The organism is Gammaproteobacteria bacterium (assembly GCA_041395725.1).
In the GTDB taxonomy this organism is placed as follows: domain Bacteria; phylum Pseudomonadota; class Gammaproteobacteria; order Pseudomonadales; family Pseudohongiellaceae; genus NORP240.
Window position 1 is genome coordinate 4,037,139 of the sequence record JAWKZW010000001.1, and the last position, 21,072, is coordinate 4,058,210.

General features: G+C 55.1%; 14 protein-coding genes. 6 read left to right on the forward strand and 8 right to left on the reverse strand.

Annotated features, from left to right (window positions below):
• Positions 1-15 precede the first annotated feature (15 nt).
• From ligA to smc, 3 genes are all read right to left on the reverse strand, one after another.
• Complete coding sequence (ligA, locus tag R3F50_17910) at positions 16-2,064, reverse strand: NAD-dependent DNA ligase LigA (protein MEZ5492163.1); 2,049 nt, start codon at positions 2,062-2,064, stop codon at positions 16-18.
• 36 nt (positions 2,065-2,100) lie between these two features.
• A complete protein-coding gene (zipA, locus tag R3F50_17915; GenBank protein ID MEZ5492164.1) occupies positions 2,101-3,774 on the reverse strand; it encodes a cell division protein ZipA in 1,674 nt (557 codons plus the stop codon).
• 136 nt (positions 3,775-3,910) lie between these two features.
• A complete protein-coding gene (gene smc / locus R3F50_17920) occupies positions 3,911-7,429 on the reverse strand; it encodes a chromosome segregation protein SMC (protein MEZ5492165.1) in 3,519 nt (1,172 codons plus the stop codon).
• Between the two features lie 648 nt (positions 7,430-8,077).
• Between smc and prpB the strand changes: the two genes are divergently transcribed.
• From prpB to R3F50_17940, 4 genes are all read left to right on the forward strand, one after another.
• The gene (prpB, locus tag R3F50_17925; protein ID MEZ5492166.1) at positions 8,078-8,971 is read left to right on the forward strand and encodes a methylisocitrate lyase; all 894 of its coding nucleotides are present in this window, start codon (positions 8,078-8,080) and stop codon (positions 8,969-8,971) included.
• A 31-nt stretch (positions 8,972-9,002) separates the two neighbouring features.
• Positions 9,003-10,127, forward strand: coding sequence for a 2-methylcitrate synthase (gene prpC / locus R3F50_17930; protein ID MEZ5492167.1), 1,125 nt, complete (start codon positions 9,003-9,005; stop codon positions 10,125-10,127).
• A 90-nt stretch (positions 10,128-10,217) separates the two neighbouring features.
• Complete coding sequence (locus tag R3F50_17935; GenBank protein ID MEZ5492168.1) at positions 10,218-11,666, forward strand: bifunctional 2-methylcitrate dehydratase/aconitate hydratase; 1,449 nt, start codon at positions 10,218-10,220, stop codon at positions 11,664-11,666.
• A 467-nt stretch (positions 11,667-12,133) separates the two neighbouring features.
• Positions 12,134-12,598: an Hsp20 family protein gene (locus tag R3F50_17940; protein MEZ5492169.1), complete on the forward strand. Its 465-nt coding sequence runs from the start codon at positions 12,134-12,136 to the stop codon at positions 12,596-12,598.
• A 422-nt stretch (positions 12,599-13,020) separates the two neighbouring features.
• Here R3F50_17940 and R3F50_17945 read toward each other — a convergent pair whose 3' ends face one another.
• The 5 genes from R3F50_17945 to R3F50_17965 form a co-directional block, all read right to left on the reverse strand.
• Entirely contained in the window at positions 13,021-14,001 is a 981-nt protein-coding gene (locus tag R3F50_17945; GenBank protein ID MEZ5492170.1) for an alcohol dehydrogenase catalytic domain-containing protein, read from the reverse strand.
• Positions 14,002-14,065: 64 nt separating this feature from the next.
• On the reverse strand, positions 14,066-15,313 hold the full coding sequence (locus R3F50_17950; GenBank protein MEZ5492171.1) for a DUF1015 family protein: 1,248 nt from the start codon (positions 15,311-15,313) through the stop codon (positions 14,066-14,068).
• 87 nt (positions 15,314-15,400) lie between these two features.
• Complete coding sequence (locus R3F50_17955) at positions 15,401-15,841, reverse strand: regulatory protein RecX (GenBank protein ID MEZ5492172.1); 441 nt, start codon at positions 15,839-15,841, stop codon at positions 15,401-15,403.
• 133 nt (positions 15,842-15,974) lie between these two features.
• The gene (gene recA / locus R3F50_17960; GenBank protein MEZ5492173.1) at positions 15,975-17,066 is read right to left on the reverse strand and encodes a recombinase RecA; all 1,092 of its coding nucleotides are present in this window, start codon (positions 17,064-17,066) and stop codon (positions 15,975-15,977) included.
• A 345-nt stretch (positions 17,067-17,411) separates the two neighbouring features.
• Positions 17,412-17,933, reverse strand: a complete 522-nt coding sequence (locus tag R3F50_17965; protein MEZ5492174.1) for a CinA family protein — start codon at positions 17,931-17,933, stop codon at positions 17,412-17,414.
• A gap of 141 nt (positions 17,934-18,074) precedes the next feature.
• On the opposite strand from R3F50_17965, the gene mutS reads away from it, so the two are divergent.
• Complete coding sequence (gene mutS, locus R3F50_17970; GenBank protein MEZ5492175.1) at positions 18,075-20,606, forward strand: DNA mismatch repair protein MutS; 2,532 nt, start codon at positions 18,075-18,077, stop codon at positions 20,604-20,606.
• 126 nt (positions 20,607-20,732) lie between these two features.
• On the forward strand, positions 20,733-21,056 hold the full coding sequence (locus R3F50_17975; protein MEZ5492176.1) for a ferredoxin family protein: 324 nt from the start codon (positions 20,733-20,735) through the stop codon (positions 21,054-21,056).
• Positions 21,057-21,072: the final 16 nt, after the last annotated feature.

The window sequence follows — 21,072 nt, forward strand, 5'->3', positions numbered from 1 at the left end:
TTAATTAGAGGTCCCTTAACTTTGAGCGTCCAGAAAGGCTAAAAATTCCCCTTCATCAAGAATTTTTACTCCCAGTTGCTCTGCCTTGGCGAGTTTCGATCCGGCCCCGGGGCCCGCTATAACACAATCAGTGTTTCGGGAAACGCTCCCGGCGACCTTTGCGCCCAGCTCTTCCAGGCGACCTTTTGCCTCACCACGGGTCATGCTTTCAAGGGAGCCGGTCAGCACAAAGATCTGGCCATCCAGTACCTTATCCTCACCGGATACCGTGATGTCTTCCCAGTGCACGCCGCGATCCCGCAGCTGTTGAATAAAGGCCAGATTTTCGTTGTTATCAAAAAACACCCGGATATGTTCTGCCACGACTTTACCAATATCCGGCACTTCCTGCAGTTGCTCGGAATCCGCCTCGATAATCTTTTCCAGGTTGCCAAAATATCCAGCCAGGGCTGCGGCGGTCGCCTCACCCACTTCACGGATTCCCAGACTGTAAAGGAATTTTGCCAGAGACGTATGCTTACTTTTTTCAATGGCTGCCACCACATTGGTGGCCGATTTGATCCCCATGCGCTCGAGACCCGCCAGCTGCTCGATCTCCATGGTGTAAATATCCGCAGCGTTCTCGAGGATTCCGTTATCAACCAGTTGTTCAATCAGCTTATCGCCCAAGCCTTCGATATCCATCGCCGACCGTGACGCGAAATGCTTAATGGACTCTTTTCGCTGTGCTGGACAAATAATACCTGCACTGCAACGGTAGAGCACCTCTCCGTCTTTTTCCACTACAGATCCGCAAACGGGACAATGCTCCGGCATAGTGATTTTCCGGAGGCGGTTCTCTTCTTCGCCGGGTATGACTTTTACAACCTGGGGAATAACGTCCCCCGCGCGTCTTACAATGACCGTATCACCAACCCTCAATCCCAGGCGCTCAATCTCATCCATATTGTGCAACGTGGCGTTACTGACCGTCACACCACCGACAAAAACCGGAGCGAGCCTCGCCACTGGCGTGATGGCGCCAGTTCTGCCTACCTGAAACTCCACATCGACAACCTGGGTCGACATTTCCTCGGCAGGAAATTTATAGGCCATAGCCCAGCGGGGAGTCCTGGCATTAGCGCCCAGAGTTCTCTGCAGTTCCAGCTGATTAACCTTTAACACCGCACCGTCAATTTCATAGTCCAATTGCGGCCGTTTCGCCAGCAGTCTATGGCAGTAGTCAAAACAGCCGCCAATATCCGGGACGACATCCCTTTCCGGATTGACGGGCAGCCCACAGCTTTCCAACAACTCAAATACCTCGCTGAGGCACGCTGGCAATTGAAAGTTCTCAACAATTCCGATGCTGTAGCAATACATCCGTAGCGGGCGCCCTGCGGCGATTCGAGGATCCAGTTGCCGGAGGGTACCCGCGGCGGCGTTGCGGGGGTTTACAAAACATTTATCACCGCGTGCCGCGGCAGAGCGATTCACCCGTTCGAAGCCGCTTTTGCTGAGAAAAATCTCCCCGCGTACTTCAAAGGTGGTAGGAAGCTCAGTTGCCCTTATAAGCAGAGGGAGCCCACGGATGGTCCTGACATTATGGGTAATATCTTCTCCAACCACCCCATCACCCCGTGTCGCCGCGCGGACCAGTTTGCCCTGTTCGTAAAGCAGACTGACAGCCACCCCATCTACCTTAGGCTCGCAACTGTATTGGAGATTGGTATCGCTCCCCAGCCGTTTTTTTATCCTGGCATCAAACAGGGCGAGATCGGTTTCGTCGAACACCTTGTCGAGGGAAAGCATGGGAATTTCATGGCGGACCTGAACAAAACCGGCTATGGGTGTGCCACTGACCCGCTGGGTGGGGGAATCCGGGGTAACGAATTCCGGATATTGCTCTTCCAGGGCAACAAGCCGGGCAAACAACTGATCATAGTCAGCATCAGGAATCTCTGGACTATCCTGCTCAAAATACAGGCGATCGTGGTGAGCAACCTGCTCACGCAGCTGCTCTATGTCCTTCCTGACGGAGGCAGGTGAAGTTTTCTGAGTGGCGTCAGACCCTGAAGCAGACATGGCTGCCTTCCCCAATGTCGTCAGGCTTGAAGACTATCAGGACTGAACCTGGGCAGCCTTCAACTTGCGTAATTCATAATCCTGAACCCGCTGCCGGTAGTGCTCGATGGTTTGCGAAGTCATGACACTTCGACGGTCATCCCGCAACTCCCCGTCCAGCGCTGCCCGTATCTGCTGCGCTATCCGCAACATGTCATCAAACGCTTCGCGGTTACTGATAACAGCAGGCATCGCCAGGAACAGACTGACCCCCCGGGTCTCGAACTGCTCCATTTTGTCCAGCTCAAAAGTGCCGGGATTAAGAATATTGGCGACGCTGAACACGATCGGGCTATCCACGCGGCTGCCCACGTGTTTATGAAAGATATTCATGTCACCGTGTTTCAACCCGGCCGTGGTTAGCACCTGCAGCAGGTCGGCACCATGAAACATCTCACCTTCCCGGCTCATCACATTGATTACCAGTACTTCTGAGGGCTCGAAATTGTTGCGCGAACCGGAGGCCTCCGCAGAATGCCCGTTACCCCTTCGGTTGCCGGATGCAGGCCGTCTTGATTCACGAGCCTGATTGAAGTCGGTCACCCCGGCCTTTCCTGCCGTGTCCCTGGGAGATTGCCTGGCAGGTTCCTCTGCCACCGTAGCAGGGCGCGCAGCAGTTTCCGCCCTGGCAGTGTCCTGATCCGCAGCCCTCCGCAGCGATGCTGCCGACTCTCCAGATTCAGCAGTTCGGGATTCAGTCTCCGCCTGCGATTTCGCTGACTGGGTAGAAAACAGAGGGTCATCCATGTCCTCTTCGTCAGCGGAATCGAAGTCAACAGGGCCCTGCTCCTGATAACTGGGCTCCTCTTTCCTGCCAAAGCGGGAAAACAGCGAACCCTTCCTGCCACCACGGCCTGGGTCGGCAGAGGTGTTGTCAGTGTCCGGCTGGCCGGCAGCAGTCCGATCAGATTCCGGCGCGCCAATACGATCTCCGGCTGACATTGAAAACTCGCCGAATTCGTCGCCCAGTTCCTCGTCAAGACCCATGGCGGGATCCTGCCGGCCCTCGTCATATTCGCTGAAAATATCACTGGGTTCCTCTGGCTCCGCTTCAGCCTCATCGCGCCAGGCTGCGCTGTCCGGTTCTTCTTCCCAGTCTGAGGAATCATATTGGCCATCGTCATCGGCGTCAGCCTGATCGTACTGTTCATACTGTGCCGCAGCGATCTGGCGACTATCTACTTCTTCAGTCTCAGCATCAATACTGTCCTGCTCAGGCTCAACACGGCGAGTGCCGGACGTCTCCCACTGTTCCAGCGAGTCCTCTTCCGCTTCTTCACCCAGGGCAGCTATCGCCCTCTCGGCCTGATCGGTATCCTTATCAGCGGGCGCGGTCTTATCCCGTCGCTCCGGAGTCTTGGTGCGCAGCTCCACACTGTCCATCAGCATCGGCACGGTCTCTTCGGCTTCGCCGTGAACTCCGAGATCAAGCTCACTCTGCAGCGAATTCTGCAGGTTAACCTCCGCCAGGGAGCGTTTAACGACTCGCGCACCGCCACTGGGCAGTTCGGACATCTCCAGTTCCTCCAGATCAATGTCCTGGGGAATGTTTCTATCGATGGCCAGGCGAATCTGGTTACGCCGGGCCTGTATTGCCACATACAGCCCCCGGAGGATTACCGCGATAACCGCCAGCCCCAGAATCAGAATCAATAACTCTCGTGTACCCATTGTTATGAAATCTCTTCAGGTTGCCCAAAAAACCAATAAAAATTCGGATAAATTTTATTAGGTTATCCCACGGGTAGTGGAATTTCTTTAGCAGAAAAAACGGTTATTTTAGCGGGCCGGGAAAGCGGGTCAAAAGTCACATGGCAGCCAGTTCAGCCGCCTCTTCAATATCCACGGCCACGATCCGGGAAACCCCAGGCTCATGCATGGTGACACCCAACAACTGATTTGCCATTTCCATGGTGATTTTATTGTGCGTAATGAAGATAAATTGCACATTTTTGGACATTTCCTTTACCAGGTTGGCATAACGTCCCACATTCGCGTCATCGAGCGGTGCATCCACCTCGTCCAGCATACAGAATGGCGATGGATTCAATTGAAATATCGAGAATACCAGCGCAATTGCCGTCATGGCTTTTTCACCACCGGATAGCAGGTGAATCGTGCTGTTACGCTTGCCCGGTGGCCGCGCCATGATCGCCACCCCGGTATCGAGCAGATCCTCTCCGGTCATATCCAGGTAGGCATGCCCGCCACCGAACACACGGGGAAAAAGGCTCTGCAGGCCACTGTTAACCTGATCAAAGGTCTCCTTGAACCGGGACCGGGTTTCCTTGTCAATCTTCCGAATTGCGTTCTGCAGCGTAGCCAGTGCCTTGGTCAGGTCCTCATTCTGCCTGTCGAGGTACTCTTTCCGCTCGGACTGCTGCTTGTATTCGTCGATTGCCGCCAGGTTGATCGGGCCGAGTCGCTGAATTCTGTTGGCAAGCTTCTGCAGTTCTTCTTCACAGGCCTGCTCGTTCAGTTCTTCGGGCAGCTCTGCCAGCACCTGATCAAGCTGAAACTTGGCTTCCTCCAATTGCTCCAGCAGGGATTGCTGCCGCACCGAGGCACCCTCGGTCTTGATCCGGTTTTGCATCAGCGCCTCTCGCAGCTCCCCGGATTTCTGCTCGAAGCCTGCGCGCTCCTGCTCCAGGGAGCGGATGGTGTGTTCGTTCTCATCTACCCTGGCCTTGGCTTCAGCCAGTTCTTTCTCAACACCAAGTCGCGTTTCCAGCATCTCCTCCAGATCCACGCGCATCTTTTTAAGCGGCGCGTCGGAACTGTCGATCTGGGCCTGCAAGGAATCGATGCGTTCCCGGGATCGCTGGACCTGGCTGGCCATCCGATCCATGGACTCGCGAGTTGAACGCAGCTGGGCAGTAATGGCCTGGTGGCGCAGCGCCAGCTGATGGGCGGCCTCCTGGTTCCGGTTCGCTTCCAGCTTGCGGCTGTCAAACGCTGAACGGCGCAGTTCCCGCTCCCGCTCCAGCTCCTGCCGCTGCGAGGAATCCTGCTCCATGGCATCGATGGCAGTCTGCAGTCGGGCGCGGGCGCTGGCGGTATTCTCCTCCTCCTGAGTCAGCTGCCGGACGAGCTCATCCAGATCCCGCGCTGCTCTCTGACGGCGCAGGACGGTCTGTTCGACTTTCGCCAGCCTGCCGCTCAGATCTGACTTAAGCTCAGTCAGCGAACGGCTCTTTTCAGCAATCTGCTGCTGCACATCCTCGCGCTTGGATTCCGCCGACGAAATCGTACGACGCGTGGTTGTCTGAATCTGCAGCAATTTGTCGACAATTGCTCCTAATTCATTGATATTGTTCTCAAGTTCAGTGATTTTTCCCTTTCGCTCCAGGATTCCGGCCTGGTTATCGGCTTTGCCCTGTACCCGAATCCACTGTCTGCCGAGCCAGACTCCCCCCTGGGTGACGATGGATTCATGCATGCCCAGGCTGGCACGCCGGAACAGTGCATCGGACAGGGTCTGACAGGCGTACACCCCGTCAAGCATGTCCGCAATCTTCCAGTCGGCTGTCAGCTTGCTGGATAACGGCTCCCAGTCACCCCGGGCAACGCTGCCACCGGTGGAACCGGCGCTGGTGTCCACCAGAGAAACCATACCCTTGGGCAGGCTGGCCAGTAACTGCTCCAGGTTGTCCCCAGGATTGATGCAGATACTTTGCAGAGAGTCTCCCAGTACAACCTCTACGGCTGACTCCCAGCCCTCTTCCACCCTGATGGTTTCACCCAGCCGCTGACTGTTGTTCAGCCCCCTTTCCCCTAACCAGGTGTTCATTGCCGAATCATCCCGACCCAGGGCCGCCTGCTGTAACGCTTCCAGCGAAGAGAGCCGGCCCCGGGCAGACTGCAGGTCGCTGCGCTTGCGGTCCAGTTCACCGCTGTAACGCTGATCCTGCTGGCGCAGTGAGTCGATCTGGGCGTTAAGACTGCGATTTTCGTCCTGCAACTGCCCGATGGACTCCTCCAGCACAGCGATATCGCCGGACAGCTTTTCAGTGTCCTGATCTCCCGTATCTTCCTGCTGCAGAGCGGCCAGCTCCTTTTCCAGGCGGATTTTCCGCTCGAACCCGCGCTCAACAATGGATTCCAGCTGCTGAATCCGGGACTGCTCAACTTCCGCAATCTGGCGTGGCTCCTCAGACCGCTGGCTGAAGTCATCCCAGGACTGTTGCCATTCCTGCAGGGCCGCCTCAGCCTCCTCAAGCTGTGCACTGGACGTCTCCACCTGACTGCGAGATTCTTCAAGCTGCGGCTCGATTTCCTTCAGCTCCTCATCCAGCTTGATGACTTTCTGCAGGTCCACATCCATTTCTTCCTTGGTCTGTTCCCAGGCCTCCTCGGTTTCCTGCAGATCCTGCTTCAATTGCGCGGCGCGCTCGAGGTGATGCTCGATGGATTGCTCCAGCCGGGCTATATCGTTGCCGAGCCCGTAAAAGCGAGCCTGAACCTCGCCCAGCTGATCGGTCAGATCGGTATTATCTGCCAGATGTTTCTCCACCCGGGCATCAATGGACCGCTGCTCGGCAACGGCCTGCTCTATTCTTATTTCCAGTTCGCTGGCCTGCTGCCTCTGCGTACTGAGCTCCCTGTCCATAGCCTGCCATCGCATGGCATTGAGGTTGGCCTGGGTCTGCCGTTCCTGCTGCTTGTACTCGCCGTATTTTTCTGCCGCCACCGATTGGCGCTGCAGGTGGGAAAGCTGCTTCTGCATCTCATCACGGATATCTGTCAGGCGCTCGATGTTATCCCGCGTACGTTTGATGCGATTCTCGGTTTCCTTCCGCCTTTCTTTATATTTGGAGATGCCCGCCGCTTCTTCGATGAAAATGCGCAGCTCTTCCGGCTTGGACTCGATCAATCGCGAGATCATGCCCTGCTCGATAATAGAGTAGCTCCTTGGGCCAAGACCGGTGCCGAGAAAGATGTCGGTAATATCCTTGCGGCGGCATTTGGCACCGTTCAGGTAATAGCTGGACTGGCCGTCGCGCTCCACTTTCCGCTTGATGGATACTTCCGTGAAATTGGCGTACTCGCCTTTCAGGCGATGATCGTCATTATCAAACAGCAATTCGACGCTGGCCTGCCCCACCGGTTTCCTGGTTCCCGAACCGTTAAAAATAACGTCGGTCATGTGTTCACCACGCAGATTCTTGGCGGATGACTCACCCATTACCCAGCGGACCGCGTCGATGACATTGGACTTGCCGCAGCCGTTGGGGCCAACGACAGCGCAAAGATCGGATGGGAACTGTACAGCGGTTGGATCTACGAACGATTTGAAACCGGATAACTTAATACATTTCAATCTCATGGACGGTTTTGTAGCCCCTTGATAGCCCTGCTGCACGGGTTGTTATTGCCCAATGATCACCTGACTTGTTGAGGCCGGGCGCTTTCAGAATGGTATTCCCGGTGTTGCACAGGGATTTTCAGGATAAAGCGCAGTCGCACTGGCTGCTATCCAAAGAATCGAGTGCGGCACTGGAAATGCTGCTAAGGAAGCAGCGCAACGGTCCTTGGCCAAGAGTTCAGGCAATGCTTGGGTTAAGTCTGCGCCTAGCGCCAAACAAGGGCGAAGTTTATCCGATTTGGCAGACCAATAACACCTGATTGGAGCACTGCCAGAGGCTGTATTGGGCGAGGGAATCCCATGTCGACGGAAGCCGGCAACCCGCGGCGAACTGGACGGCGCAAGAGGCTGCCGACAGACAGCTCACCATAAAGCCTTAAGCCTTTTTTATTAGCATTTAGCCTTCTAAACGACCTTTTAACCTTAATTGCGGGAGGCACAATCCATCGAGCAATCCATCAAGGGTTACGACCTTCAGCTAATGCAGTCTCAACAGGCCGAATTGGGCCCTCAGCAACCATTCACACCTTTACCTGGCCGGGTTTCTGCTTAAGCTGAGCAATATGCGATAATCCTCCCCGGTTTCACCAGGACAGGGATCAGGAGATCATGACTAAATTAACCCCCGGCGCGCGATTTCGCCGAGCACTCGATGAAAACTCGCCGCTGCAGATAGTCGGTGCAATCAATGCCTATAGCGCCATGCTGGCGGAAAACGCGGGCCACAAGGCCATCTACCTATCCGGTGGGGGTGTCGCCAACGCCTCATACGGGTTGCCCGACCTGGGCATTACCAGCCTCAATGACGTTGCGGTTGATGTGGAGCGAATAACCAACGCCAGCGAGCTTCCCTTGCTGGTGGATATTGATACTGGCTGGGGCGGCGCCTTCAATATCGCGCGGACAATTCAGGCCATGGAAAAAGCCGGGGCGGCGGCAGTCCACATCGAGGACCAGGTTTCTCAGAAACGCTGCGGTCATCGCCCAAACAAGGCCATTGTCAGCCAGGGTGAGATGGTGGACCGGATCAAGGCTGCTGTGGATGCAAGACGTGATCAGGACTTCGTTATCATGGCCCGCACTGACGCCCTGGCCGTGGAAGGCATGGACTCCGCCATAGAGCGCGCAGTTGCTTGCGTGGCAGCAGGTGCCGACGCTATTTTCCCGGAGGCCATGCTGGAACTTGACCAATACCGGGCATTTGCCCAGGCGGTCAGCGTGCCCGTGCTGGCCAATATCACGGAGTTTGGCGCAACACCCTTGTTCAATTGCCGGGAACTGGACGAGGTCGGTGTCGCGATGGTGCTCTATCCACTGAGCGCCTTCAGAGCTATGAGCAAGGCGGCACTGCAGGTCTACCAGAGTATCTCTGTGGACGGCGATCAGAAAGCCGTACTCGACAAAATGCAAACCCGCGCCGAGCTTTACGAAGTGCTCGGTTACAACGTCTATGAAGAAAAACTGGATAAGTTATTTGAACGCGCTGAAGGAAAAAGCGCCTGAACACTAACCCGATACGTGACGGATAAATCCTATGGCTGACAAGAAATTGAGTGGGGCCGGCCTGCGCGGGCAGGTAGCCGGAGAAACTGCGCTTTGCACAGTAGGCAAATCCGGTACCGGCCTCACTTATAGAGGCTACGACATCAGCGTGCTGGCAGAGAAGGCCCGCTTTGAAGAGGTTGCCCACCTGCTCCTGCGCGGTCAGCTGCCGACCCGGTCCGAGCTGAATGCTTACACCGGAAAATTACAGGCCCTGCGGGAATTACCCGGAGAATTGAGAGAAGTGCTGGAACGTATACCGGCCAGTGCTCACCCCATGGATGTGATGCGCACCGGCTGCTCCATGCTGGGTGACCTGGAAACGGAACAGGACTTCAGCCAACAGGATGACGTGGCGGATCGCCTGCTGGCTGCCCTGCCCGCCATAATCTGTTACTGGTATCAGTTCAGTCATCATGGGAAACGCATCGAAACAGCCCTGGATGACGCCTCCATTGGCGCTCATTTTCTGCATATGTTATCCGGCGAGAAGCCCAACACCCTGTTTGAACAGGTGATGAATGTTTCGCTGATCCTCTATGCAGAACATGAATTCAATGCATCGACATTTACTGCTCGAGTCTGTGCCTCCACGCTGTCAGACATGCATAGCTGTATCACTGCTGCTATCGGCTCACTGCGCGGGCCACTGCACGGCGGAGCAAACGAAGCGGCCATGGACATGATCGAAAAATGGCAGAGTGGGGATCAGGCTGAAGCAGAGATTTTGGGTATGCTGCAACGCAAGGAAAAGATCATGGGCTTCGGCCACGCTATCTACCGGGAATCCGATCCGCGCAACAGCATTATCAAGGAATGGTCCCGTCAACTGGCGGACCATGTCGGGGACAAGACTCTCTACCCGGTCTCGGTGCGCTGCGAAGAGGTCATGTGGCGCGAGAAGAAATTGTTCTGCAATGCGGATTTCTTCCATGCATCGGCCTATCACTTCATGGGCATACCCACCAAGCTGTTCACGCCGATTTTTGTCATGTCCCGGGTGACCGGCTGGGCCGCCCACATCAAAGAACAACGCGCCAATAACCGCATTATCCGACCCAGTGCTGAATACACCGGTCCGGAGACAGCTGCATGGGTGGACATCGATAACCGTTGAGAACTGCGGCCCCGGAGATACCGATTGCAGGCAGCCTGCTAGGCGTCTTTAACAGCCATTAATTAACCGATTGGGTGGAAAACCTTCACTATGAGTTCAAATGTAGATTTAAACCAGCGTCCCGAACCGGACCAGGAATTGGTAGATATAGCCAACTATGTCATGAATTACGAGATCGATTCCGCGGAAGCATACAACACCGCACGCAACTGCCTCATGGATACATTGGGCTGTGGATTCCTGGCTCTTCGCTTTCCTGAGTGCACTAAACTGCTCGGCCCTCTCGTGGATGGTACCGTAGTTCCCCATGGCGCCAGGGTCCCAGGTACCCAGTTCCAGCTGGACCCGGTCAAGGCTGCCTGGGACATTGGCTGTATCATTCGCTGGCTGGACTTCAACGACACCTGGCTGGCGGCCGAATGGGGGCACCCTTCCGACAACCTGGGCGGCATACTCGCTGTCGCTGACCACCTCTCCCGCAAGGCAGTAGCCAGTGGCCGTCCGCCAATGACACTACGCGACGTGTTGACCGCCATGATCAAGGCACACGAGATTCAGGGCGTACTGGCGCTGGAAAACAGCTTCAACCGGGTTGGACTCTGTCACGTCCTGCTGGTTCGTGTCGCCACCACAGCCGTGGTCACGCATATGCTGGGCGGCACCCGGGAACAGGTGATCGATGCCCTGTCTCAGGCCTGGCTGGACGGATCCAGCCTGCGTACTTACCGGCATGCGCCGAACGCCGGCCCCAGAAAATCCTGGGCAGCGGGCGATGCCACTTCGCGCGGCGTGCGCCTGGCAGACCTGACAATGCGTGGAGAAATCGGCTACCCCAGCGTGCTGACTGCACCCAAGTGGGGTTTCTACGATGTCTCTTTCAAGGGCAATAAATTCAAGTTTCAGCGGGTTTACGGTTCCTACGTGATGGAGAATATACTGTTCAAAATCTCGTTCCCGGCGGAGTTCCATTCGCAAACCGCAGCCGAAGCCGCGGTCAGACTTCACCCTCAGGTCAAGGACCGGTTACACGCCATTGAACGCATCGTGATTCATACTCACGAGTCCGCCATACGCATCATCAGTAAGGTCGGTCCGCTGAACAATCCGGCAGACCGGGACCATTGTCTGCAGTACATGACCGCCGTTCCCTTGGCGTTCGGTAATCTGGTTGCCGAACACTACGAAGATGAATTCCATCAGGCCAACCCCATCATCGACGAGCTACGGGAGAAAATGGAAATTCATGAGGAGCCCCGGTACAGCAATGAATACCTGGAGCCGTCCAAGCGATCAATCGCAAATTCTCTGCAGATCTATTTCAAGGATGGCAGCTGCACCGATCGCGTGGAAATCGAGTACCCTGTAGGACACCGGAGACGGCGGGCGGAAGGTATCCCGCTACTGGAGGCGAAGTTCCGGGCTAATCTGGCTACCCGCTTTCCCGCTCGCCGTTGCGAAGCAATTTTTGAATTGTGCAAAGACCAATCGAAACTGGAGGCTACCCCGGTAAACGAATTTATGGAAATGCTGGTGATTTAATTGAGGGTAACAACCCCTTGCACACCCTGCCACCCTACAATTCTTCGTAAAGGCGCCGTGCCCGGCGGACCCCGGGCATAGCCTTCCCCTGATACAAACTCAGTTTAAGATCACTACTCTATTTCAGAGTATTGAATTTCTCAGGCGCAACCCCATCTTAGTGTGTCAGGAGCGCTCGTATCGAGGCTCTACCGGCGATGCCGGTCTGACAGGCTGCTGAAGAACCACTGCGCCTAGGAATACTGCGTTAAAAACTGGCTAGAGATGCACATTTACACCCGGTAAACTGCACTTTCTCCCCCTGTTTTGCCTCGCCTTTCCTGTGCTTACAGCGTTTTTCAATAGCCTACTACTTCTAACTGAAGCTTATTGCTTAAGGAACCTTTGCTTACTTTCCGCTATTCAATATTCTGAAGAGGCTGCAGTAACTGAACAGAGGTTCCAGATTAAAGGATAAGGAAGCGACTATGAGAACACTCGATTTTGCACCTCTGTACCGATCCAGCATCGGGTTTGACAATCTTACATCACTGCTGGACACCGTGACTCAATGGGACAAGAGCCAGCCCAGCTACCCGCCCTACAACATTGAGCTTGTGGAGGAAGATCACTACCGCATCACTATGGCGGTAGCCGGTTTTGAACAACGTGAGCTGGATATTGAAGTCGAGAATCAAACACTGACTGTCCGCGGAAGAAAGGAGACTGACGAAGACTCCCGCACCTTCCTGTACAAGGGCATCGCCGGGCGCGGGTTCGATAGGCGCTTCCGGCTCGCTGACCACGTCAAAGTTTCAGCGGCGAAGCTTGAAAACGGCCTGCTGCATATAGAACTGCAACGTGAATTGCCCGAAGCCATGAGGCCGCGCTCTATCCAGATACAGTCCGGTGATCAACGACTGATCGATGTGGAGCGGGACAAGGCTGCCTGAGCGGTTGCTGGCTGGACAGGATTCTCGCTGAAAGGAAGCACTGAGTCTGCCGGTCTGCTGCGATAGACCGGCAGACTCAGAGGCTGGCGACTCACAGCTGAACGTTCGAAAGTGACAATTTGTCGATAAGCAGTCTCCAATGCCCGGTTTTTTGCAATCTCCGGTAAACTTTTTTTAAGATCATACGTATAGGTACAGCAAGAGTGCAGCGAACTCAGTCCGCTGCATCCCTTGGAAGGTAACGCGGCCTGTTCGGGCCGGCAGGTAACGTACAGATTCTTGGTAACAACAGGTAATTGAAGTGAACATATTTGCACGTACGTTTCACCGTCTATCGATGACATACTGTCACTACATCGCCATGCGGATGCATTTCAGAGCGGTAGTGTTAACTTCTCTGACAGACAGGAGTCTGCTAACGGCTATGCCATGTTCAAAACAACCTTGATGGTTGAATGTTTCTGAGCAAGGGCCATTGCTGCCAGCCCCTCTTCAATATTGAAATACCCATCGACCAGGTTCGCGAGATCCTGGTCTTTTTTTTGTTCGGCGGAAATAAATCGTATGGCCCGTTCGAAATCTCCGCAGCGGGAGCCGATCAGAGAAATTTCGTTAACGACCAGGGTCTCTGTCGAGATCGACAGGGGTGCTTTAACGGTGCTTTTCAGAACCACTTGACCGGCAGGTCGAATCAGCTGCAGTGCCGTAGCCAGGCCCGAAGTCGAGCCACTGCACTCTATCACCAGGTCAAACTGTTGGTCAGGAAGTTCCTCATCATACAGGTGGGTTGTAATGCCGGGAGGGAATCGCAACAGTTTGTCCGCGTACTTTCCAATAACCGTCAAGCGGTCGACTTCCTGGAGTAACACTCTGGCCGCCATTTGGGCGATGCGGCCGTCCCCCACAATGGCGAGCCGGGCTTCCGGGGTAACCTCTACCTTGTTCAGAACATCGAATACTGCCGCCAGCGGCTCAGCAAAAACCGCCAGATCCAAGGGCAGGTCATCAGGGATCTTGTGCAGGTTCGAGAGCGGCAAGGCGAGATATTCGGCAAAGGCTCCGTAGTGATTGCGGATTCCCAGGACGTCGCGGCGGCGACAGTGCTTGGCCAGACCTCTCCGACAAAGATCACAGGCGTGACAGGCGATATTGATCTCACCGACAACCCGCCTGCCTACCCAGTCCGATGACTGGAGGGGGCCCTCGTCCACCTCTTCAACGACACCGACAAATTCATGGCCCGGAATACCTTGAAAATCGTACATTCCACCGACGAGTTGGAGATCCGTGCTGCAAATACCCGCTCGCTCTACGCGGATCAGCGCAAAACCTGGGCTCAGCCCGGGTATCCGCAGATCCGTGCGATACTCAATTCCCCTGTCAGTCAGCCATAGACCGCGCATCAATAAAACTCTACTCTGCCAGGGAACCTCTACTGAAGTATCCGGGAAATCTTTGTACAGGCTGTTAATCCAGTACGTGGATAACCAATCCGCTCTTGAGTTTAGGCTCAAACCAGGTGGACTTGGGCGGCATCACCTCACCCGCGTCCGCAATCGCCATGAGACTTTCTATAGAGGTCGGATACAAGGCAAAAGCAATTTCCCACATGCCTGAGTCAACCCGCGTCTGCAACTCAGCCAGCCCCCGTATACCGCCGACAAAATCAATTCGACTATCTCGACGTTGATCAAGTATACCGAGCAGGGGTTCAAGTATCTGTTCCTGCAGTAGACTGACATCCAGACTTTTCACCGGATCATCAGGCTGCAGGATGGCTTCACGGGCCGTCAGCAGATACCACTGCCCGGCCACGTACATGCCGAAGGTACCTGCCTTACCGGGTTTTGCTTCCGTACTATCAGCCACCTGGGTGATTTCGAAGCCTTGCGCCAGTCCGGCCAGAAACTCCTCACAAGTCCGCCCATTAAGATCCTTCACCACACGGTTATAGTCCAGGATCTGCATCTGATCGTGTGGGAATACCACCGTCAGGAACCAGTTATAGGATTCATCCCCGGTATGCTCGGGGTTACTTCTCTGGCGCAGGTGGCAAACTCTCGAAGCAGCGGCTGATCGGTGGTGTCCATCCGCCACGTACAGGCAATCAACACTATCAAATGCCGTTTCCAGATCCGCCGCGAGCTCCAGATCTTCGATAACCCAGAAGGTATGACGAGTCCCGTCATCGGCTGTGAAATCGTATTCAGCCGCAGTATCAGTGACCTTGATCACGAGTTCATCGATCCTGGGATCGGCCTTATAAGTCAGGAAAACAGGTCCTACCTGGGCATCTAAAGCAACCATGTGATTAACCCGGTCATCTTCTTTCTCCGGGCGGGTGAACTCGTGCTTTTTAATCAATCCCTGCTCGTATGCGGCGATAGAAGCGACAGCCACTACCCCAACCTGCTTGTGATCACCCATGATCTGCTGATACACATACAGCTTTTCCTCACCCTCCCTGCTCAGAGTACCCTCTTCGACGAAACGCGCCAGGTTTCTGGCACCCTGCTGATAGACCGCATCGTCATGTGGATCGACAGAGTCAGGCAGATCGATTTCAGGTTTATTAATATGGAAAAAACTGTAAGGATTGTCCCTGGCCAGGGCCGCAGCCTCTTCCCTGCTGACCACGTCATAAGGATGGGAGGCTACCCGGGCAGCCAGGTCCTTTCTGGGTCTTAAACCGGCAAAAGGTTTCAACAATTTCATCATGGGCTCTCGAATTGTGAGTGAAAGCGCCATTGTCTCACTTTACAAATTCGCTGCGTAGTGCGAAGTAACAATAAGTCAGGAAGATTATCCTGCTTTGCGGGATAGGTACGGCATCAGGGCCGCCTGAATCGCACGGGGAGCAAAACCGCGCCGCTGCAAAAAACGAACCAGCCTTAAATGACCACGACTGCCAAACTCCATACTTTCAACCTGGTCCAGACGCTTTTCTATCAGACGATTCAAAATAAACAGCCAGTCCTCATCATCGGCTTGAAGAAAACTGTCAATCAGCACCTCTGCAACAAATCGGCGCCTCAGTTCTTCCCGGATCACCTGGTAACCATAGCCACGGGACTTTCTACTTCTGATAAAGGATTCCACGAACCTTTTATCGCTTTGCAGATTCTCGTCCCGTAGACGTTCCAGTTCGTGGCGAATTTCATCGGGACCTCGCTCCGGAAACTTGCTTTGCAGTTTTTGCTTGAGTTCAAAGAACGAGTGTTCCCGGCGGGCCAGGCAATCCATTGCGGCCCGCCGGAGACTACGGGGACTTTTAGCACGAGAATCATCAGTGAGCCCGGCTGACGGTGCCATAGCTTCCTGCATGAAATTCGTTTCCGACTCGGTCATTTTCCGAAAGCTCGCATCGCTTCACTCATCAGCCAGTCTTGCTGGTGTCAATAGACGCCACGACTTCGCCGTCATTGGCCGGGTTTTTATCCAGCTCCAGCACATTATCGTCCTTCTTGCTGCCGTTGGTGAGCAATTCGGCACGAATCTTCCGCTGTAGCTCATCAGCCAGCTCGGGGTTTTCTTCCAGATACTGGCCGACGTTCTTCTTGCCCTGGCCAATTTTCTCACCGTTATAGGAGTACCAGGCCCCCGATTTATCCAGCAGACCGATTTTTACACCGAGGTCGATCACTTCGCCAAGTCGGTAGATACCGGTGCCATACATGATCTGGAACTCCGTTTGCCTGAACGGCGGTGCAACCTTGTTCTTGACAACCTTGACCCGGGTTTCGTTACCAACCACTTCGTCGCCATCCTTGATAGAACCGATACGACGGATATCCAGCCGGACAGAGGAGTAAAACTTGAGAGCGTTACCGCCAGTGGTGGTTTCGGGCGATCCGAACATGACACCAATCTTCATACGGATCTGATTGATGAAGATAACCAGCGTATTGGAATTCTTGATGTTGGCCGTCATTTTACGCAGCGCCTGGGACATCAGCCTGGCCTGCAAACCCATGTGGCTGTCACCCATATCGCCTTCAATTTCCGCCTTGGGAGTCAGGGCCGCGACAGAATCTATCACCACCACGTCGAGCGCCCCGGAACGGACGATCATGTCACAGATCTCAAGCGCCTGCTCACCGGTATCGGGCTGGCTGACCAGCAGGTTTTCAACATCGACACCCAGTGCCTCTGCGTAAATCGGGTCCAGAGCATGCTCCGCGTCGATGAAGGCGCAGTTGCCTCCCGCTTTCTGTGCTTCGGCGATAACCTGCAGAGTCAACGTGGTTTTACCTGAAGACTCCGGGCCGTAAATCTCCACAATCCGGCCGCGGGGCAACCCGCCGATACCCAGTGCCACATCAAGGCCCAGGGATCCAGTAGAAATGGAGGGGATCGCGGTTCTGGCGGAATCGCCCAGACGCATCATGGAACCCTTGCCAAACTGCCGTTCAATCTGGGTTAGCGCAGCGGCCAGTGCTTTTTCTTTGTTGCTGTTGTCTTCAATCATAATCTTATCCTTTCCTGGTACAACTGAAGCTGGTTCCGTGAGTAATACAGTTGTGGCTATTGACTGGCCTCGGCGGTCCGAAGCTACCCGGCTGACAGTGTTAAACAGAACAATGACTGGTTCCCCTGGCCGAATAGCAAACAGATCGAAAGACCCGGTACTTCAAATGGTAGACGTTCCTCGGCTACCTGCCTAATTGTTGGCGTTATTCACCTGGAGTGCAGCCCTGGCGGACCGACTACTGTATATAAAACCAGTGATGATTAAACCAGATTGTCACTGTATATACAACCAGTATATTGGCAGCCGGGACACTTTCTTTAGAGCGGATACGTGATCGGATTGTTACCGCGACAGCATTGTGGTGTCGAGCAACTCGATAATCCCCTTGAAGGCCTGCTCGACACTCTGAAGTCGCACGCTGTAGCGATCACCGTCGAAGTGATGAATCCGTGCCTTGCAGCGCCCGTCCCTGTGCGCCCAGGCAAACCAGACCGTACCCACAGGTTTTTCCTCGGAGCCGCCATCAGGCCCTGCAATGCCGCTGGTGACAACCGCCACGTCAGCGGAGGAAGCCGCGATGGCACCGGCTGCCATGGCGCGGACGGTTTCTTCGCTCACAGCACCAGGCCCGTTCTCTTCCAGCAGACCAGCCGGTACGCCCAGCAGCTTCTGCTTTGCACTGTTCGAATAGGTGACAAAACCGCAATCAAACCACCTGGAACTTCCAGGCAACGAAGTAACCACCTGAGCAATCCAACCGCCAGTGCAGGATTCGGCAGTCGCCAGCACCAGTTCCTGTTCAATAAATCTACCGGCAACGTCCTTGACCAGATGGCGGACATTCTCCTCGATTGACTGAGTCATACTTCACTCCCCAAATCCGTAATACTCAGGTTTCTGCAGTGACTGAAAATTACAGGTACTTAATATAGAATCTCGCCTGTCTTCACAAGTAAAACATTTTGCGAATCCAATATTTTGTCCAGCGCGCAATCACATACACCAATGATGCAGCAATACCTGCGCATCAAGGCTCAACACCAGGATTGCCTGCTGTTCTATCGCATGGGCGATTTCTACGAACTTTTTTACCAGGATGCCGAAGTGGCGGCGCAGGCACTGGATATCACCCTCACCGCCCGGGGCAAATCCGCCGGTGAGCCGATTCCAATGTGCGGCATCCCCTTCCACGCCGCGGACCGCTACCTTGCCAAACTTGTCGAAGAGGGAAAATCAATCGCCATCTGCGAGCAGATCGGGGACCCGGCCACCAGCAAGGGACCGGTGGAAAGACAGGTAGTCCGCATCATTACGCCGGGCACAGTCAGCGACGAAGCGCTGATGAAAGACCGACAGGATAACCTGCTGCTTGCCATTACCGCTGACAAACAAACATTCGGACTGGCCTGGATAAATATCGCCGGCGGTCGTTTTGTGCTCAACGAGGTCGACGGCGAGGAAGCCTTACTGGGCGAACTGGAACGGATTAAACCAGCAGAGATCCTTTTCAACGATGAATTGAACATCGAGGCATTGTTGCCCGCCGGCTGTGCCCACCGCCGGCGCCCGCCCTGGGAGTTTGACCTGGACAATGCCCGCCGCAGTCTGACCCGGCATTTCGGTACCCGCGACCTGCGCCCGTTCCAGTGTGAAACCCTGGAAACCGGTTTACAGGCTGCCGGCTGTCTGCTCGGTTATGCCAAGGAAACGCAGCGCAGTGAATTACCCCACCTGCAGAGCCTGCAGGTCGAAAGGCAGTCCGAGAGTGTGGTGCTCGATGCCGCCAGCAGACGCAACCTGGAACTGGATACCAACCTCAGCGGCGGACGCCAGCATACGCTGATGTCTGTTATCGACCGCTGCGCCACCAGCATGGGCAGCCGTCTTTTGCAGCGCTGGCTGCACCGCCCGCTGCGGGACTTTCAGCGACTTCGGCAGCGGCAGCAGGCTATCGCCAGCCTGATCGACCAATACCATTTTGAATCCATTCATGAGGATCTGAAACTGATCGGTGACCAGGAACGGGTACTTGCCCGGGTGGCACTGCGTTCGGCCCGCCCCAGAGATCTGGCCAGGTTGCGTGACGGCCTCGCCCACCTGCCGGCACTGCAGAACAACCTGCGGGAAATTTCCTCTCCATTACTGGAGAGCCTGGCTGCCGGGATTGCCGAGTTTCCGGAACTCAGCGACCTGCTCTCCCGGGCCATCATCGATAACCCACCAGCGGTAATTCGTGACGGCGGCGTACTTGCCGAAGGCTTTGATACAGAACTGGATGAGCTACGAAATCTTGGCGCCAATGCCGGGCAGTTTCTGCTGGACCTGGAATCCCGTGAGCGGGCCCGCACCGGCATCTCCACGCTGAAAGTGGGGTTCAACCGGGTTCATGGCTACTACATCGAGATCAGTAAAGGACAATCCCATGGGGCACCAGCAGACTACCAGCGACGCCAGACGCTGAAAAATGCCGAACGTTTCATAACCCCTGAGCTTAAAGAATTTGAGGACAAGGCACTCAGCGCCAGGAGTAAAGCTCTGAGCCGGGAAAAACAGTTGTACGAATCACTGCTCGAAACTCTGGCAGCCGACCTGGGCCCGCTACAGTCCAGCGCTGCCGCTCTGGCAGAACTGGATGTCCTGAACACACTGGCTGAGCGGGCGCTTAATCTCGATTACTGCCAGCCCGAACTCGTTGATGAACCGGGAATAAGCATCGAGCAGGGCCGACACCCGGTAGTGGAGCAGGTGCTGGAGAATACGTTTGTAGCCAACGACCTGTCGCTGAACCTGAACCGCCGCATGCTGGTGATCACCGGTCCCAACATGGGCGGTAAATCCACTTACATGCGTCAGACCGCCCTGATCGTGCTGCTCGCGCTGACTGGCAGTTACGTCCCCGCCGCCAGCGTCAGGCTGGGCCCGATAGACCGGATTTTCACCCGCATTGGCTCGTCGGACGACCTGGCTGGCGGGCGTTCCACTTTTATGGTGGAAATGACGGAGACTGCCAACATACTGCATAACGCCAGTGACCAGTCCCTGGTGTTGATGGATGAAATCGGCCGTGGCACCAGTACCTTTGACGGCCTTTCTCTGGCCTGGGCTTCAGCCATCTATATCGCGGAAAAACTGCAGGCGTATACGCTGTTTGCCACTCACTATTTCGAACTCACTGCTCTGTCCGCCGACATCGGCGTGATAGACAATGTCCACCTGGATGCCACCGAGCACCAGCACGGGCTGGTATTCCTGCACGCTGTCAAGGAAGGCCCGGCCAATCAAAGTTACGGTCTGCAGGTGGCGCAACTGGCTGGCATCCCGGCAGGGGTAATCGATATGGCCAGAGAAAAACTGCAGCTGCTGGAGCAGGGGTCCGTGAGCCGGCCACTTCAGCCCCGCACGCAGGCGCCCTTGCAAAGTGAATTATTCAGCGCCGACCCGCACCCTGTTTTACAGCGTCTGGCCGACCTGGACCCGGATGGGCTGAGTGCCCGGGAAGCGCTGCAATTGCTCTACGAACTGAAACAAAAAATCTGAAACAATGCCGGAAAGCTGATAGAATCCGGACGTCGCGGCGCCCCGGCATGACTGGCGGGCAACCGCTCCAAATAACGAAAAACTAACTATTCAGCTTGGTTTCGCACCAATGGTTTTGGAGACGATATGACATTCGTAGTTGGCGAAAATTGCATACGTTGCAAGCACACAGATTGTGTAGAGGTTTGTCCGGTTGACTGTTTCTACGAGGGCCCTAATTTTCTGGTGATTCATCCGGATGAATGTATCGATTGCGCGCTTTGCGAGCCAGAATGTCCTGTCGATGCGATTTACGCGGAGGATGAGTTACCGGAGGATCAGCAGGAGTTTCTGGAACTCAACGCCGAACTGGCCGAACAGTGGCCGAACATTACCGAGAAGAAAGATGCCCTCCCCGACGCGGAAGAGTGGGCTGACAAGAAGGATAAACTTCAGTACCTGGAGCGCTGACCCGGCCCCACACCGA